At 72.4% G+C, this 14,062-nt stretch carries 11 protein-coding genes and 1 riboswitch; of the genes, 7 read left to right on the top strand and 4 right to left on the bottom strand.

The genetic code is table 11. The annotated features are described in order from the left end of the window. Positions 1-13: 13 nt before the first annotated feature. The 6 genes from ACA361_RS29315 (at position 14) to ACA361_RS29290 (ending at position 7,188) form a co-directional block, all read left to right on the top strand. Positions 14-1,825 carry a serine/threonine protein kinase gene (locus ACA361_RS29315; protein ID WP_375017226.1) on the top strand — a complete coding sequence of 604 codons (1,812 nt, stop codon included), beginning with the start codon at positions 14-16 and terminating at the stop codon, positions 1,823-1,825. Positions 1,826-1,995: 170 nt separating this feature from the next. Next, on the top strand, positions 1,996-3,162 hold the full coding sequence (locus ACA361_RS29310) for a S8 family peptidase (RefSeq protein WP_375017224.1): 1,167 nt from the start codon (positions 1,996-1,998) through the stop codon (positions 3,160-3,162). 172 nt (positions 3,163-3,334) lie between these two features. Further along, positions 3,335-3,513, top strand: a riboswitch (cyclic di-AMP (ydaO/yuaA leader). 3 nt (positions 3,514-3,516) lie between these two features. Continuing rightward, on the top strand, positions 3,517-4,458 hold the full coding sequence (locus ACA361_RS29305; RefSeq protein WP_375017222.1) for a coiled-coil domain-containing protein: 942 nt from the start codon (positions 3,517-3,519) through the stop codon (positions 4,456-4,458). Positions 4,459-4,980: 522 nt separating this feature from the next. Next, positions 4,981-5,595 (top strand): dihydrofolate reductase family protein, encoded by a 615-nt coding sequence (locus tag ACA361_RS29300; protein WP_375017220.1) that lies wholly within the window; start codon positions 4,981-4,983, stop codon positions 5,593-5,595. Positions 5,596-5,629: 34 nt separating this feature from the next. Then, positions 5,630-5,959 carry a YciI family protein gene (locus tag ACA361_RS29295; protein ID WP_375017218.1) on the top strand — a complete coding sequence of 110 codons (330 nt, stop codon included), beginning with the start codon at positions 5,630-5,632 and terminating at the stop codon, positions 5,957-5,959. A gap of 2 nt (positions 5,960-5,961) precedes the next feature. Next, positions 5,962-7,188, top strand: a complete 1,227-nt coding sequence (locus tag ACA361_RS29290) for an RNA polymerase sigma factor (RefSeq protein WP_375017216.1) — start codon at positions 5,962-5,964, stop codon at positions 7,186-7,188. Positions 7,189-7,277: 89 nt separating this feature from the next. Here ACA361_RS29290 and purL read toward each other — a convergent pair whose 3' ends face one another. From purL to purS, 4 genes are all read right to left on the bottom strand, one after another. After that, positions 7,278-9,503, bottom strand: a complete 2,226-nt coding sequence (purL, locus tag ACA361_RS29285; protein ID WP_375017444.1) for a phosphoribosylformylglycinamidine synthase subunit PurL — start codon at positions 9,501-9,503, stop codon at positions 7,278-7,280. Positions 9,504-10,477: 974 nt separating this feature from the next. Beyond that, on the bottom strand, positions 10,478-11,158 hold the full coding sequence (gene purQ, locus ACA361_RS29280; RefSeq protein ID WP_375017214.1) for a phosphoribosylformylglycinamidine synthase subunit PurQ: 681 nt from the start codon (positions 11,156-11,158) through the stop codon (positions 10,478-10,480). A 108-nt stretch (positions 11,159-11,266) separates the two neighbouring features. Then, positions 11,267-11,713, bottom strand: coding sequence for an ATP-binding protein (locus tag ACA361_RS29275; protein ID WP_375017442.1), 447 nt, complete (start codon positions 11,711-11,713; stop codon positions 11,267-11,269). A gap of 299 nt (positions 11,714-12,012) precedes the next feature. Then, positions 12,013-12,255, bottom strand: coding sequence for a phosphoribosylformylglycinamidine synthase subunit PurS (gene purS / locus ACA361_RS29270; protein ID WP_375017212.1), 243 nt, complete (start codon positions 12,253-12,255; stop codon positions 12,013-12,015). 92 nt (positions 12,256-12,347) lie between these two features. Between purS and ACA361_RS29265 the strand changes: the two genes are divergently transcribed. Then, complete coding sequence (locus ACA361_RS29265) at positions 12,348-13,967, top strand: hypothetical protein (RefSeq protein ID WP_375017210.1); 1,620 nt, start codon at positions 12,348-12,350, stop codon at positions 13,965-13,967. The last annotated feature ends 95 nt before the right edge of the window (positions 13,968-14,062 follow it).

The following is a 14,062-nucleotide window of genomic DNA, read 5'->3' as shown; positions in this document are numbered from 1 at the left end:
GGAGGTTGTGTAGATGGCCGAGGCGCTGCCCCTGCAGCCCGGTGATCCGCGACGGCTCGGCGAGTACGAGATCACCGGCCGGCTCGGCGTCGGCGAGCACGGCGCCGTCTTCCGCGGCCGCGACCGGTCCGGCCGGACCGTCGCGGTCAAGGTGCTGCACCTTCGGGTGAGCGGCGAGCCGGCGGCGCGGTCCCGGTTCGTCGACGCGTTCGCCGCGGCGCGGAAGGTGTCCGGGTTCTGCACGGCCGGGGTCCTGGACGCCGATGTCGAGGGCGACCGCCCGTACGTCGTCAGCGAGTGGGTCGACGGCCCCTCGCTGCTGCAGCTGGTCGCCGACGAGGGCCCGCGCGGCACGGCGGTCGTCGAGCGGCTCGCGGTCGGCACGGCGGTCGCGCTGGCCGCCGCCCACCGGGCCGGGGCGGTCCACCACGACCTGGAGCCCGGGGACGTCCTGCTCGGCCGGAACGGTCCGCAGGTGAGCGACTTCGGCCTCACCCAGGCGCTGGACGCGGTCAACGCCGCGCCGACCGGCCGGATCGGGGACGACCCCTCGTACAAGGCGCCGGAGCAGCTCAGCGGGGTCGACATCGGCCCGGCGGCGGACGTGTTCGGCTGGGCCGCGGTGCTGCTGTTCGCGGCGAACGGGCGGCCGCCGTTCGGCGAGGGCTCGCCGTCGGAGGTCATGCAGCGGATCATGTACGACGATCCGGACATCACGGCGCTGCCGTTCTACCTGCGCGGGATCGTCGCGGACGCGCTCTCCAAGGAGCCCGCCAAGCGGCCCACCGCGGCCGAGCTGCTCGGCCGGCTCCTGGACGGCGCGGGCCCGCTCGCCGACCGGATGCCGGAGTCGCTGGTCGCCGAGGGCCGCGCGCTCGCCGGTTCCTCGGCGGCCGCCGCACCCGCCGCGGCCGCCCCGGCGCCGCCGCTCCCGCCCCGGCCCGAGCCTCTGCCCGAGCCCGCCCCCGCCGCGCCGTCCGTGGCCGCGGCCGAGCCGGTGCCGGCCGCGTCGCCGCCCGCGAGCTTCGGGGCGCCCGCCTCCCCGGCGGTCCTCGGACCGCGGAACGAGTGGCCGCCGCAGGAGCCGTCCGACCTCACCCGGGTCGACACGCCGCGCGTCGAGGACACCGCGTTCGACCACGATCCGGCCACCCAGGCGATGCCGCCGCTGGCCGCCGCTCCCCTGCCGGACCCGGCGGACCGTACCGAGCCGACGCCGCACCTGATCCCGGGGATGGGCGGGCGGGGCGAGCCGGACAGGGAGGACGAGCGCTCCTCCACCGCGATCCTTTCGCTGCCCCCCGCGGGCGGCGAGAGCGGCTTCGCCGGGCTGCTGGCGCGGCTGCCGCGGCCCGGCAACCACCTGCTCGGGGTGGCGCTGTCGCTCACCATCGGGGTGCTGGTCGGCGTCGCGATCATCGGCCTGGTGCTCCTGCCGCAGATGCGCGGGGACGACGACGGCGCGCCCGCCGGGAAGGCCGACGGGATCGACGACACGCCGGTCACGGCCGTTCCCGAGGCGTTCGCCGGGACGTGGAAGGGCACGCTGGTCAACAGCGGGCGGGGCGCCTCGTTCCCGGTCGAGGTGACGTTCGAGAAGGGCACGAAGGCGGGGCGCGCGGTGTACCCGCGGAACGGCTGCACCGGAACGCTCGCGTTCGCCCGCGGGACCAACCGCCAGCTGCACATGTCGCTGACCATCGCCAAGCCCTGCACCGCCGGTGACGTGCTGGTGAGCCGGCAGCCGGACGGGTCGCTGCAGTACGCGTGGTCGGCGCCGGGCAGCGCCGAGGTGGGCTACCAGGGCAAGCTCAGCCGCGACTGAGGCGCGGCCGGGACACGCGTCCCTTAGTGACCTCAACCGGTCGGCGTAGCCGAAATGCCGGATTTAACGGCCATATCCAGCAGAGATCCAATAAAGTACCTCCGCCCGGGGTCGCCTCGACCCCGGCCGCGGGCGCCGTGCGCGGTCCCCGCGTGAGAGAAGGAGAGCTCTTGCGGACTTTCCCCCGAAGGGTGCTCATCATCGGCGCGGTCGCCTCGGCCGGTACCGCCGCCACCCTGCCCGCCTTCGCCGCAACCCCCCAGGCGCCGCCCGTCCCGGTGGTCGCGGCGCAGGGCACCCCGGCCCCCGGCCGGTACATCGTCACCGTGAAGCCGGGTTCGTCCCCGGCCGGCCCGGCCGCCCGGGTCAAGGCCGCGAAGGTGCAGCGGTACGACCGCGTCCTGAACGGCTTCGCCGCCAAGCTGGACCCGTCCCAGCTGGACCGGCTGCGCCGCGACCCCGCGGTGGCCGCGATCGAGCAGGACCAGCTCGTCCGGGCGTCGGCCACGCAGAAGAACCCGGTGTGGGGCCTGGACCGGATCGACCAGCGCAAGAAGACGCTGTCGAAGACGTACACGTACAAGTCGACCGGTACGGGCGTCAACGCGTACGTCATCGACTCCGGCCTCGCCCACACCCACCCCCAGTTCGGCGGCCGCGCCTCGATGGTGTGGGTCGGCCCCGAGTTCAACGGCGACGGCTGGGACCGCAACGGCCACGGGACGCACGTGGCCGGGACGATCGGCTCCGCGACGTACGGCGTGGCCAAGAACGTCAGGCTGCGCGGCCTGCGCGTGCTGGACGCCGACGGCTACGGGTACGTGTCGACGATCGTCGCCGCCATCGAGTGGCTGCAGAAGAACGCGGCCAAGCCCGCCGTCGCGAACCTGTCGATCGGCGGCGGCAAGTCCGCGGCGATGAACGCGGCGTTGGAGAAGCTGTCCCGGTCCGGCGTCTTCACCACGGTCGCGGCCGGCAACGAGGGCCAGGACGCCTGCAAGACGTCCCCGGCCAGCGCGGGCTGGGTCATGGCGGTCGGCGCGACGACGGTCCACGACAACCGGGCCACCTGGTCGAACTACGGCAAGTGCCTCGACATCCTGGCGCCGGGCTACGGGATCACCTCGACCTGGCCGGGCGGCGGCAAGGCCACGGTGAGCGGCACGTCGATGGCGGCGCCGCACGTCGCCGGGGTCGCGGCCCTGTACCTGGCCGGGAAGAAGACCGCCACTTTCCCGCAGGTGCAGAAATGGCTGAACGACAACTCGACAAAGGGACAAATCGGTCGACTTGGGAGCGGAACGCCCAACCGGCTCCTCTACAAGTCGGGTCTGTGAGTCGCGTCACGTAAGATGGCCCGGCTCCCAGCGGGGGGCCGGGCCCGGTGGGCGGATGAACCATTCCACTGTTCGCACCGTTTAATCTTGGCGAGGATCCGGATGGTTCCGAACAGTTCGTTATTGTTCGGTCGGTGACTCGCCCTGACCCCCGGGGCGGGCCGGCCGGACCGGCCTAATCCCGGCGCGTCCCCCCGCCCGGGAACCGGGGACCCATACGCCGGCGGGTCCGGGCTTCGCGCCCGGCCGCCGGCCGGGGTGAATTCACCGCCCGCCCCCAGCGGACGGTGATAGGGCTGCTCCCGGCCCGAACCCGTCAGCTAACCCGGTAGGCGATCGAGGAGAGGAGAGGACGTGGAGACCCCCAACTCCACCCGCCGGTGGCACGCTCGGCTGCGGCGCCCCGCCTTGGCACTCGCGGCGCTCGCCGGTGCCCTGCCGCTGACCGCGGGCACCGTGCCCGCGGCCCATGCCGACCCCGGCGACTCCGGACGCATCAGCAAGTACAACAGGCAGATCGCGCAACTGGAGAAGGCGTACGGCGGCGACCTGGCCAAGCTGAAGGACGCCCAGTACGGCGTCAAGAAGGCCCAGGAGAAGGCCAGGGACCTCCAGGCCGACCTCCAGGTCGCCCGCGGCCTGGTGGCCCAGCTCGCGGCCAACCAGTACATGAGCGGCGGCGCCGACCCCAGCGTCACCGTGCTGGCCGCCGACGACCCGTCCAACGCGCTCAGCAACATGAGCCTGGCGAGCCACGTCGCGCTGAACCAGTCCAACAAGGTCCAGCAGATCCAGAAACTGGTGAACGAGCAGGAGAAGGCCCGCAAGGAGTACGAGGCCAAGATCAAGGGCCTGCAGAAGGAGATCAGGGACCTCCTCGGCCAGAAGACCAAGATCCAGGCACTGGTCAAGAAGTACAAGCCCGAGTCCCCGAGCGTGGGCATGGGCGGCGTCACGCCCCGGATGCTCAAGGTCAAGAACACCCTGGACATCGAGTTCGGCCCGTTCCCGACCATCGGCTGCGTCCGCAGCACCGGCGACCCGCAGGACCACGGCACCGGCCACGCCTGCGACTTCATGGTGAGCACCGGCGGCTCCTCACCGTCCGCCAGCGGCCGCTCCCAGGGCGACCGCACCGCCAACTACGCGGTCGCCAACGCCAACCGGCTCGGCATCAAGTACGTCATCTGGCGCCAGCGCATCTACGACATGCGCAGCCCCGGCTGGCGCATGATGGAGAACCGCGGCGGCATCACGGCCAACCACTACGACCACGTCCACATTTCGGTCTTCTAGCCGCGGACCACGAAATCTCCTGAGAGGCCGAATCGGGGGCGCACACGCCCCCGATCTCTTTCCACCCAACATCTCAGCGCACGAACGTCCCTGAGGCGGAAGCCCCGCGTTCGTAGGCGCCGCCGATCAGTCGACCGGGGACTGCTTCGGACGCCGGTTCGGGCCAGGTTCCCAGACGGGGTACCGCTCCCCTTCGGGGGTCGTCAGAACGAAGATCGAGTTGACCTGCCCCAGTTCCGCGTTCGGACGGCAGCCGAGCTCGTGAGCGTAATCCTCCAAGCTCTCTCGGGGGCCGAGCCGCCTCCATCGTTGCAACAAGCGATCGATGATCTCCGGGTCGGTTGAGACGACCCATGGCCTCAGGTCCGCGTCCACCTTGGTCTCCCTCGTGTTCCGTTCTCTCGCGTGTCCGGCACGATCGAGAAAAGTCTCGCGGAAAATCCTGGCGGGGGTGTCGGATCGGGGGTTCCTCGTTCGTAGCGGAGGTGAGAGCGACGAACTCAGCGGGAAGGGATCTGCGACATGAGACTGACGACCGTCACGCACGTCTCCGTCGATGGTGTGATGCAGGGGCTCGGAGGGGCCGAGGAGGACCGCGGGGACGGGTTCGAGCGCGGCGGCTGGGCGCTGCCGCTGTTCGACCACGAAGGTGAGGCGTACCTCGGCCAGGTGTTCCAGCGCGCCGGCGCGTTCCTGTTCGGGCGGCGGACGTACGACATCTTCGCCGCCTCCTGGGGGACCGGCACGTGGGGGTCGAACGAGGGCGACAACCCGATCTCGACGGCGCTGAACGGGCGGCCCAAGTACGTGGCGTCGAACACCATCACCGAGCCGCGGTGGGCGGACACGACCGTCATCTCCGGTGACGTCGCCGACGCGGTCCGGAAGCTGAAGGCCGAGCCCGGGGGTGAGCTGCAGGTGCACGGCAGCGGCAGCCTGGTCCGCTCGCTGTTCGGCGCCCGGCTGGTCGACGAGATCATCCTGCTCACCTATCCCGTGGTCATCGGCCAGGGAACGCGGCTGTTCCCCGCCACCGGCCCGGACATGGCGCTCGAACCGGTCGAGTCGCGAGCGACCGCGAACGGCGTGACGATCCAGGTCTACCGGCCCGGCGGGCGCCCCCAGTACGCTCCCTAGGCTGCGCGGTGCTCGCCACAGGAGAGGGTCTCGGATGCGGTACCTGGTTTCCGTGATCGACGACAGGACCGGCTCCGCCACCCCGGCCGAGATGGACGCCATCCACGCGTACAACGACCGGCTGGTGGCGGGAGGCCACTGGGTGTTCGCCGGCGGGCTCGCGTCGCCGGGATCCGCCACCGTGATCGACAACCGGGGTGAGGAGCCGATGTTCAGCGACGGGCCCTTCCTGGAGTCGAAGGAGTTCCTGGCGGGCTTCTGGATCATCGAGGCTCCCGACCTGGACGTGGCGCTCAGGCTCGCCGCCGAGGGGTCGAAGCACTGCAACCGGAGGGTCGAGGTACGGCCGTTCCTGGGCGACTGAGCGTGGGGGACGTCCAGGAGGCGATCACCCGCGCCCACCGCGCTGAGTGGGCACGGGTGGTCGCCTCGCTGACCAAGCGCTTCGGTGACCTCGACATCGCCGAGGAGGCGGCGGCCGAGGCGTTCGCGACCGCCGTCGAGCGGTGGCCGGCCGGCGGCGTACCGCCCAATCCGGGCGCCTGGCTGACCACCACCGCCAACCGCAAGGCCATCGACCGGATCCGGCGCGAGAGCAAGCGCGGCGACAAGCAGCAGGAGGCGCGGATGGTCCACGGCGACGGCCCGCCCGAGCCTCCCGGCGCGATCGACGACGAGCGGCTCCGGATGATCTTCACCTGCTGCCATCCGGCCCTCGCGATGCGGACCCGCGTGGCGCTGACGCTGCGCATGGTCGGCGGGCTGACCGTACCGGAGATCGCCCGTGCCTTCCTGATGCAGGAGGCCGCCACGGGGCAGCGGATCACCCGCGCGAAGGCCAAGATCAAGGCGGCGCGCATCCCCTACCGTGTGCCGGCCGCGGCGGACCTCCCGGCGCGCGTCTCCGGCGTGCTCGCCGTCCTCTACCTCATCTTCAACGAGGGCTACCTGGCGACCGGCCCGGACACCGATCCCGTACTCCCCGGCCTGACCGCCGAGGCGATCCGGCTGACCCGCCTGGTCCGCACCCTCATGCCCGAGGACGGCGAGGTGGCCGGGCTGCTGGCGCTGATGCTCCTCACCGAGGCCCGCCGCGCCGCCCGGGTCTCGGCGGACGGCGAGCTGGTCCCCCTCGGCGAGCAGGACCGCGGAACCTGGGACGCGGCGCTGATCGAGGAGGGGCACCGGCTGGTGCGCGAGCGCCTGGCCTCCGGGGAGGCGCCGGGCCGCTACCAGATCCTCGCGGCGATCAACGCGGTGCACACCTCCGCCCGCGACGTGCGCGGCACCGACTGGGCGCAGGTCGTCGCCCTCTACGACCAGCTCGCCCGGCTCGACCCGTCCCCGATCGTCGCCCTCAACCGGGCCATCGCGGTCGCCGAGCTCGACGGCCCGGAGGCGGCGCTGGCGGCCGTCGACCGCCTTGAGGAGAGGCTGGCGGGGTATCACGCCTACCACGCCGCCCGCGCCGACCTCCTGCGCCGGCTGGGCCGCGTCCGGGAGTCGCGCACGGCCTACGGCAGGGCCATCGAGCTGGCGGGCAACACCGCCGAGGCCGCCTACCTGACCCGCCGCCGCGACCGGCTGGACTAGCGCCGCACTGCCCGTTCCCGAACCGGCCTGGCACGAGCGACGCGAAGCGCCCGGCCCCCGCGTGCGGGACCGGGCGCTTCGGGCGTCTTCTAGCCCGCCGCGTAGCTCGGGACGGTGCGCTCGTGCGCGTCCCGCAGCTCGACCAGCGGGATCGAGAACAGCTCCTGCGTCTCGCCGTCGGCGCCGACGGACGACACGTCGAGGGAGTCGCCGCCGATGATCCCCAGCTGCGACACCGGTACGCCGTTCGCCTCGCACAGCTGCGCGACGCGCTGCTCGGCGCCGGGACGGATCGCCACCACGGCGCGGGCGACCGACTCGCTGAACAGCGACACGAACGCGTCCCCGCGCAGGGTGATCTTCGCGCCGAGCCCGCCGCGCAGGCAGGACTCCACCAGGGCCTGGGAGAGCCCGCCGTCGGACAGGTCGTGCGCGGCCGTCAGCAGCCCCTCGCGGGCGGCGGTCACCAGGACGGACGCCAGCGCGCGCTCGGCGGCCAGGTCGACCAGCGGCGGCAGCCCGCCCAGGTGGTCGTAGACCACGTGCGCCCACTCCGAGCCGCCGAACTCCTCGCGCGTCTCACCGAGGAGCGCCAGGGTCGCGCCGTCCGAGGTGAACGACATGTTCACGTGCCGCCGGACGTCGTCGTGGACGCCCAGCACGCCGATGACCGGCGTCGGGTTGATCGGCGTGGTGCCGGTCTGGTTGTAGAAGCTGACGTTTCCGCCGGTGACCGGGACGCCGAGGTACTGGCAGGCGTCCGCCAGCCCCTCCACGGCCTGCGCGAACTGCCACATCACCCCCGGGTCCTCCGGGGACCCGAAGTTGAGGCAGTTGGTCACCGCGAGCGGGCGGGCGCCGGTGGCGGCCACGTTGCGGAACGCCTCCGACAGCGCGAGCTGGGCGCCCGAGTACGGGTCCAGGCGCGTGTAGCGGCCGTTGCCGTCCAGGGACAGCGCCAGGCCCAGGCCCGACTCGTCGTCGATCCGCACGACGCCCGCGTCCTCGGGCATCGCCATCACGGTGTTGCCCATGACGTACCGGTCGTACTGCGAGGTCACCCACGTCTTGCTCGCCAGGTTCGGCGAACCCGCCAGCCACAGGACCGTGCGGCGGATCTCGTCGGCGCTGGACGGCCGCGTCAGCCGTCCCGGCGTGTCGGCCTGCAGCCGGCCCAGGTCCGCCGGCGGCTCGTACGGCCGCTGGTACACCGGGCCCTCGTCGGCGGCCGTCGTCGGCGGGATGTCCACGATCGTCTCGCCGCGCCAGGTCATCACCAGGCGGCCGGTGTCGGTGACCGCGCCGATCGTCGTCGCCGGGATCTCCCACTTGGCGCAGATCTCCAGGAACCGGTCGACCTTGCCCGGCTCGACCACGGCCATCATGCGCTCCTGCGACTCGCTCATGAGGATCTCCTCAGGGCGCAGCGTCGCGTCGCGCAGCGGGACCGAGTCCAGCTCCACGTGCATGCCGCCGGTGCCGGCCGCGGCCAGCTCGGTCGTCGCGCAGGACACCCCGGCCGCGCCGAGGTCCTGGATGCCGACCACGAGGTCCTCGCGGAACAGCTCCAGGCAGCACTCGATCAGCAGCTTCTCCATGAACGGGTCGCCGACCTGCACGCTCGGCCGCTTGGCCTGCGACTCCTCGTCGAACGTCGCCGACGCCAGGACGGAGGCGCCGCCGATCCCGTCCGGGCCCGTACCGGCCCCGAACAGGATGACCCGGTTGCCCGGGCCCGGGGCGATCGCGCGCTTGATGTCCTCGTGCTTCATCACGCCGACGCACAGGGCGTTCACGAGGGGGTTCTGCGCGTAGCAGGCGTCGAAGACGGTCTCGCCGCCGATGTTGGGCAGGCCCAGCGAGTTGCCGTACCCGCCCACGCCCGCGACCACGCCCGGCAGCACCCGCTGGGTGTCCGGCGCGTCCGCCGGGCCGAAGCGCAGCGAGTCCATCACCGCGACCGGCCGCGCGCCCATCGACATGATGTCGCGCACGATCCCGCCGACCCCGGTCGCCGCGCCCTGGTAGGGCTCCACGTACGACGGGTGGTTGTGCGACTCCACCTTGAAGGTGACCGCCCAGCCCTGGCCCACGTCCACGACCCCGGCGTTCTCGCCCATGCCGACCAGCAGCGCGTCGGTCTGCGGCGCCTTGTCGCCGAACTGGCGCAGGTGCACCTTCGAGCTCTTGTACGAGCAGTGCTCGCTCCACATCACCGAGTAGATCGCCAGCTCGGCGGACGTGGGGCGGCGGCCGAGGATGTCGCGTACCCGGTGGTACTCCTCGTCCTTCATGCCCAGCTCGGCGTACGGCAGCGACCGGTCCGGCGTCGCCGCCGCGACCGCGACCGTGTCGGTGCCCGGCTCGGCCTCGGGCCGCGGCTCCGGCGCAACCGGCTCCGGCGCGCCCCACTGCTCGGCGGGCTCGTCGCCCGCGGTGGCGTCGGCGGGCTTGCCGAGCCGCTGCAGGATCTCCGCGGCCGTCACCGGCGCGGGCACCTCCGCGGGCACGAACGGCTCGTTCGCCGTCTCCTGGGTCGGCCCGCCCGCATCGGCCTCCCCCTCCGGCACCTCGAAGTGCTCGCCGGACACGGCGGCCTGCGGCCCGGTGTTACCGGGCACGCCGTACTGCGGCGCCGGCTCGGGCTGAACGGCCGGCTGCGGGCCCGTGTCGCCGGACACGGCCGGCTGCGGCCCGGTGTTGCCCGTCGGGGCGCCGTACTGCGGCTCCGCCTCAGGCTGGACGGCCGGCTGCGGGCCCGTGTTGCTCGGGGCTCCGTACTGCGGCGCCGGCTCGGGCTGAACGGCGGGCTGGGGGCCGGTGCTACCAGGCATGCCGTACTGCGGGCCAGCCTCGGGCTGCACGGCGGGCTGCGGCCCGGTGTTGCTCGGGGCTCCGTACTGCGGCGCCGGCTCAGGCTGAACGGCGGGCTGCGGGCCCGTGTTACCGGGAACGGCCGGCTGCGGGCCCGTGTTGCCCGGCGACCCGTACTGCGGGCCCGGCTCAGGCTGCACGGCGGGCTGCGGGCCGGTGTTGCCCGGGGCGGCGTACTGCGGGCCCGGCTCGGGCTGGACGGCGGGCTGCGGGCCCGTGTTACCGGTGCGGGCGGCCTCGCGCTCGCCTTCCTCGCGGACGGCCTCGTACGCCTGGGTGACCGAGGGGTCGACCGGCTGCAGCTCGGGGTCGTCGGCGTCGGACTTCAGCTCGACGAGCCACTCCAGGCTCGGCTCGTCGGGCGAACCGGGCGCGGGGGCGTCCGGGGTGCCGGGAGGGGTGGGCGGCTGCTCGCTCATGCGTTGACCAGTCTCTTGACGATCGAGGTGAAGAAGCCGAGCCCGTCGGTGGACGGACCGGTGAGGGACTCCACGGCGTGCTCGGGGTGGGGCATGAGACCGACCACGTTGCCGGCCTCGTTGCAGATGCCCGCGATGTCGTTGAGGGACCCGTTGGGGTTCAGGTCGAGGTAGCGGGCGACGATGCGGCCGCTCTCCTCCAGCTCCTCCAGGGTCTCCTTGTCAGCGGCGAAGCGGCCGTCCGCGTTCTTGATCGGGATGACCAGCTCCTGGCCCTCGCTGTAGTCGGCGGTCCAGGCCGTCCCGGCGTTGTCGACGCGGAGCCGCTGGTCGCGGCACACGAAGTGCAGGCCGGCGTTGGGCAGCAGGGCGCCGGGCAGCAGGTGCGACTCGCAGAGGACCTGGAACCCGTTGCAGATGCCGAGCACCGGCAGGCCCGCCTGGGCGGCGGCGACCAGCTCGGTCATCAGCGGCGCGAACCGGGCGATCGCCCCGGCGCGCAGGTAGTCCCCGTAGGAGAACCCTCCGGGGAGCACGACGGCGTCCACGCCCTGAAGGTCGTGGTCGGCGTGCCAGAGGGCGACGGGCTCGGCCCCCGCGAGCCGTACGGCTCGGGCGGCGTCACGATCGTCGAGGGAACCTGGGAAGGTGATGACCCCAACCCGGGCAGCGTCCATCTCTTCTGTTCCTCCGAAATGAGGGCGGCCGGGGCTGGGCGGCTCTCTTCGCCGAACAGCGATGCCGATCACCGGTGCGCGGTGCGTACCCCGCGCGCGGGTCCCAATCTACCCGGCGCTGTGCATGAGCCTGCCGTCGAGGCGCCTGATGAGGGCCTCGTCGCGCCAGGTCAGGCGCTTGTGGAGGTGGACGACGGTGCCGTGTTCGGGGGCGGAGTCGATGCTCAGGTCGTCCACCAGCGCCCGCATGATCCTAATACCGCGGCCTGATTCGGCCAAATCGTCCCGTTCTGTGAGCGGTGGCGCTTTACGCAGGCCGCGCCCGCCGTCCTCGATCCGCAGCCGGCAGCCGCCGTCGTCGACACTCCCGGTGACCTCGAAATCACCGGACGCGCGCGCGTGCAGGATCACATTCGTGCACGCCTCCGAAGCGGCGACGAGGATATCCCCGACGCAGTCCTCGGAAACGCCCAGTGCGCGCAGCGCGTCCCCCAGCACGCGCCGGATCACCGGGATGCTCAACGCCTCGCGCGGCAGTTCGAGCGAGAACTTCATGTCCACCGGTCACCTCGTGTCATGCCCCGCGGCCGAGGCCGCGGTCCCCCGAGCGCGCTGCGCGTCTCGACGTCGCTAAGGTTTCCCCGGCGGTATCTTGCGTAATCGTTGGACCGTCGGCTCTTTCGGTGAAATCTCGGTTGCCGGCAAGCCGCTTTACCCTGCACGGCCGGGACGGCCACCAACGGCCGCCGGGCGAATCGGACGTTCCAGAAAAGGATCCGAATCGATTGGAACGCGGCAAGATCGATGGGCTCGGCCCGCAATTGCGGCCATTCGCCTCAGAGGCGGCGCGAACCTCAGAGAACGTGCACCTCGAAGTTCTCGATCACCGGATTGGCCAGCAGCGTCTCGGCGATCTTGCGGACCCGCTCCAGGGCCTCGTCGTCGGCCGGGCCGTCCAGCTCGACCTCGAAGCGCTTCCCCTGCCGGACGGCGGCGACGCCTTCGAAGCCCATCTGCGGCAGCTTGCGGGCGATGGCCTGCCCCTGCGGGTCGAGGATCTCCGGCTTGAGCATGACGTCGACGACCACGCGAGCCACGACCGCCCCCTTAGTGATCTGCGGTTTCCTTACCGTCAGAAGCGTACGGCACCATGGCCTGAGCGAGACCACCCGTACCCCGGAGTCGTTCGATGAACATCGATGAGCTGTCACCACCGGAGCGCCGCCTGTGGGAGGCGTTCCCGCGCGGTGAGTCCGTCGACCTCTCCAGCGGCGACCCCGTCCTGAACGATCCGTCCACCGCCGACCGCTGGGGCCCGGAGCGGATGATCCGCGCCGAGGTGCTGGTCGCGCTCCTGGCCGGCGCGGTGGAGCCGGAGTCGGGGCACATCGCCGCCGTGCGGCTGACCGGGGCGCGGATCCTCGGCGCGCTCAACCTGGGGCATGCGCAGGTGGCGGTGCCGCTGGCGCTGACGGGGTGCAGCTTCGACCACGCGCCGCACTTCTACTGGGCGGGCATGAACAGCGTCCACCTGATGCGGTGCCGGCTGCCCGGCCTGATCGCGTCCGGGACGCGGGTAGACGGCCATCTCTGGCTGGAGGGCAGCCAGGTGACGGGCGGGCTGCTGCTGGACGGGGCGCACATCGCCGGCATCCTCAACATGTCGGGCGTCCAGCTGCTCAATCCGGGCGGGGACGCGCTGCTCGCCGACCGGCTCACCGTGGACGCCAACGTGTACTGCGACCAGGGCTTCCTGGCCAACGGCGAGGTGCGGCTGCCCGGCGCCCGGGTCGGCGGCCAGCTGATCTTCCGCAAGGCGCGGCTGCACAACCCGTCGGGCGCCGCGCTGTACGCGAGCCGGCTCGACGTGGCGGCGAACGTGTTCTGCGACGGCGGCTTCTCGGCGCAGGGCTCGATCCGGCTGCGCGGCGCGCGGGTCGGCGGCTACCTGTCGTTCGTCGGCGCGGAGCTGTCCAACCCCGAGGGCATCGCGCTCAACGCCGACGATCTCGCGGTGGAGACCGACGTCTACTGCTCGGACGGGTTCAACGCCGCCGGCACGGTCAGCTTCGCCGGCGCGCGGGTCACCGGCCAGCTCAGCTTCCGCGGCGCCCGCCTGAACAACGCCTCCGGCACGGCCCTGAGCCTCCAGCGCCTCCAGGCGGAGGAGCTGCTGCTGCGCCCGGCCGAGCGGATGGCGGGCGTCGCCGACCTCTCGTACGCCCGGATCAACCTGCTCCGCGACGATCGCGAGACGTGGCCGGAGCGCCTCCAGCTGGACGGCCTCCAGTACGAGACGCTCGAACCGCCGCTGGCGGCCCGCGAGCGGCTGGGCTGGATCCGCCGCGACACCGACGGCTACCAGCCGCAGCCGTACGAGCGGCTCGCGCAGACCTACCGCTCGCTCGGCCTGGACGCGGACGGCCGCTCGGTGCTGCTGGCCAAGGCCCGCGACCGGCGCAAGACGCAGGGCGTTCCCCGCAAGATCATCGGCTGGCTGCAGGACGGGCTGGTCGGCTACGGCTACCGCCCGTTCCGTGCGGCGAGCTGGCTGATGGGGCTGCTCGCGTTCGGCACGATCGTGTTCTCCCTGAAGAAGCCGGGCATCCTCAACGAGGACGACCACCCGCATTTCAACGCGTTCTTCTACACCCTCGACCTGCTGCTGCCGATCGGCGACCTGGGCCAGGAGCGCGTGTTCGCGCCGCAGGGCGTCTACCAGTGGATCGCCAATCTGATCGTCATCGCCGGCTTCATCCTCGGCCTGACGGTGGCCGCCGGGGCGACCCGTTCGCTGTCCCGCGAGTGACGGTTCCGGGAGTCCCGCGCTTCACAGCGGCCCCGGTGGGCTGAGCGGATCCGGGTTGGGTAGGGATCGGGTACCTGGGGGCTTGCGCTACCAGG

This window comes from Actinomadura sp. 21ATH (assembly GCF_041951345.1).
GTDB lineage: Bacteria > Actinomycetota > Actinomycetes > Streptosporangiales > Streptosporangiaceae > Spirillospora.
The sequence above is the reverse complement of the archived record's forward strand: the minus strand, read 5'-3'. Positions and strand labels throughout refer to the sequence as shown.

Bases quoted from the DNA above. Each gene is read 5' to 3' on its own strand.
- ACA361_RS29295 (WP_375017218.1), top strand. From the start codon at position 5,630: ATGCGGTACCTGGTTTCCGTGATCGACGACAGGACCGGCTCCGCCACC.
- purQ (WP_375017214.1), bottom strand. From the start codon at position 11,158: ATGGACGCTGCCCGGGTTGGGGTCATCACCTTCCCAGGTTCCCTCGAC.
- ACA361_RS29315 (WP_375017226.1), top strand. From the start codon at position 14: ATGGCCGAGGCGCTGCCCCTGCAGCCCGGTGATCCGCGACGGCTCGGC.
- ACA361_RS29300 (WP_375017220.1), top strand. From the start codon at position 4,981: ATGAGACTGACGACCGTCACGCACGTCTCCGTCGATGGTGTGATGCAG.
- ACA361_RS29275 (WP_375017442.1), bottom strand. From the start codon at position 11,713: ATGAAGTTCTCGCTCGAACTGCCGCGCGAGGCGTTGAGCATCCCGGTG.
- ACA361_RS29265 (WP_375017210.1), top strand. From the start codon at position 12,348: ATGAACATCGATGAGCTGTCACCACCGGAGCGCCGCCTGTGGGAGGCG.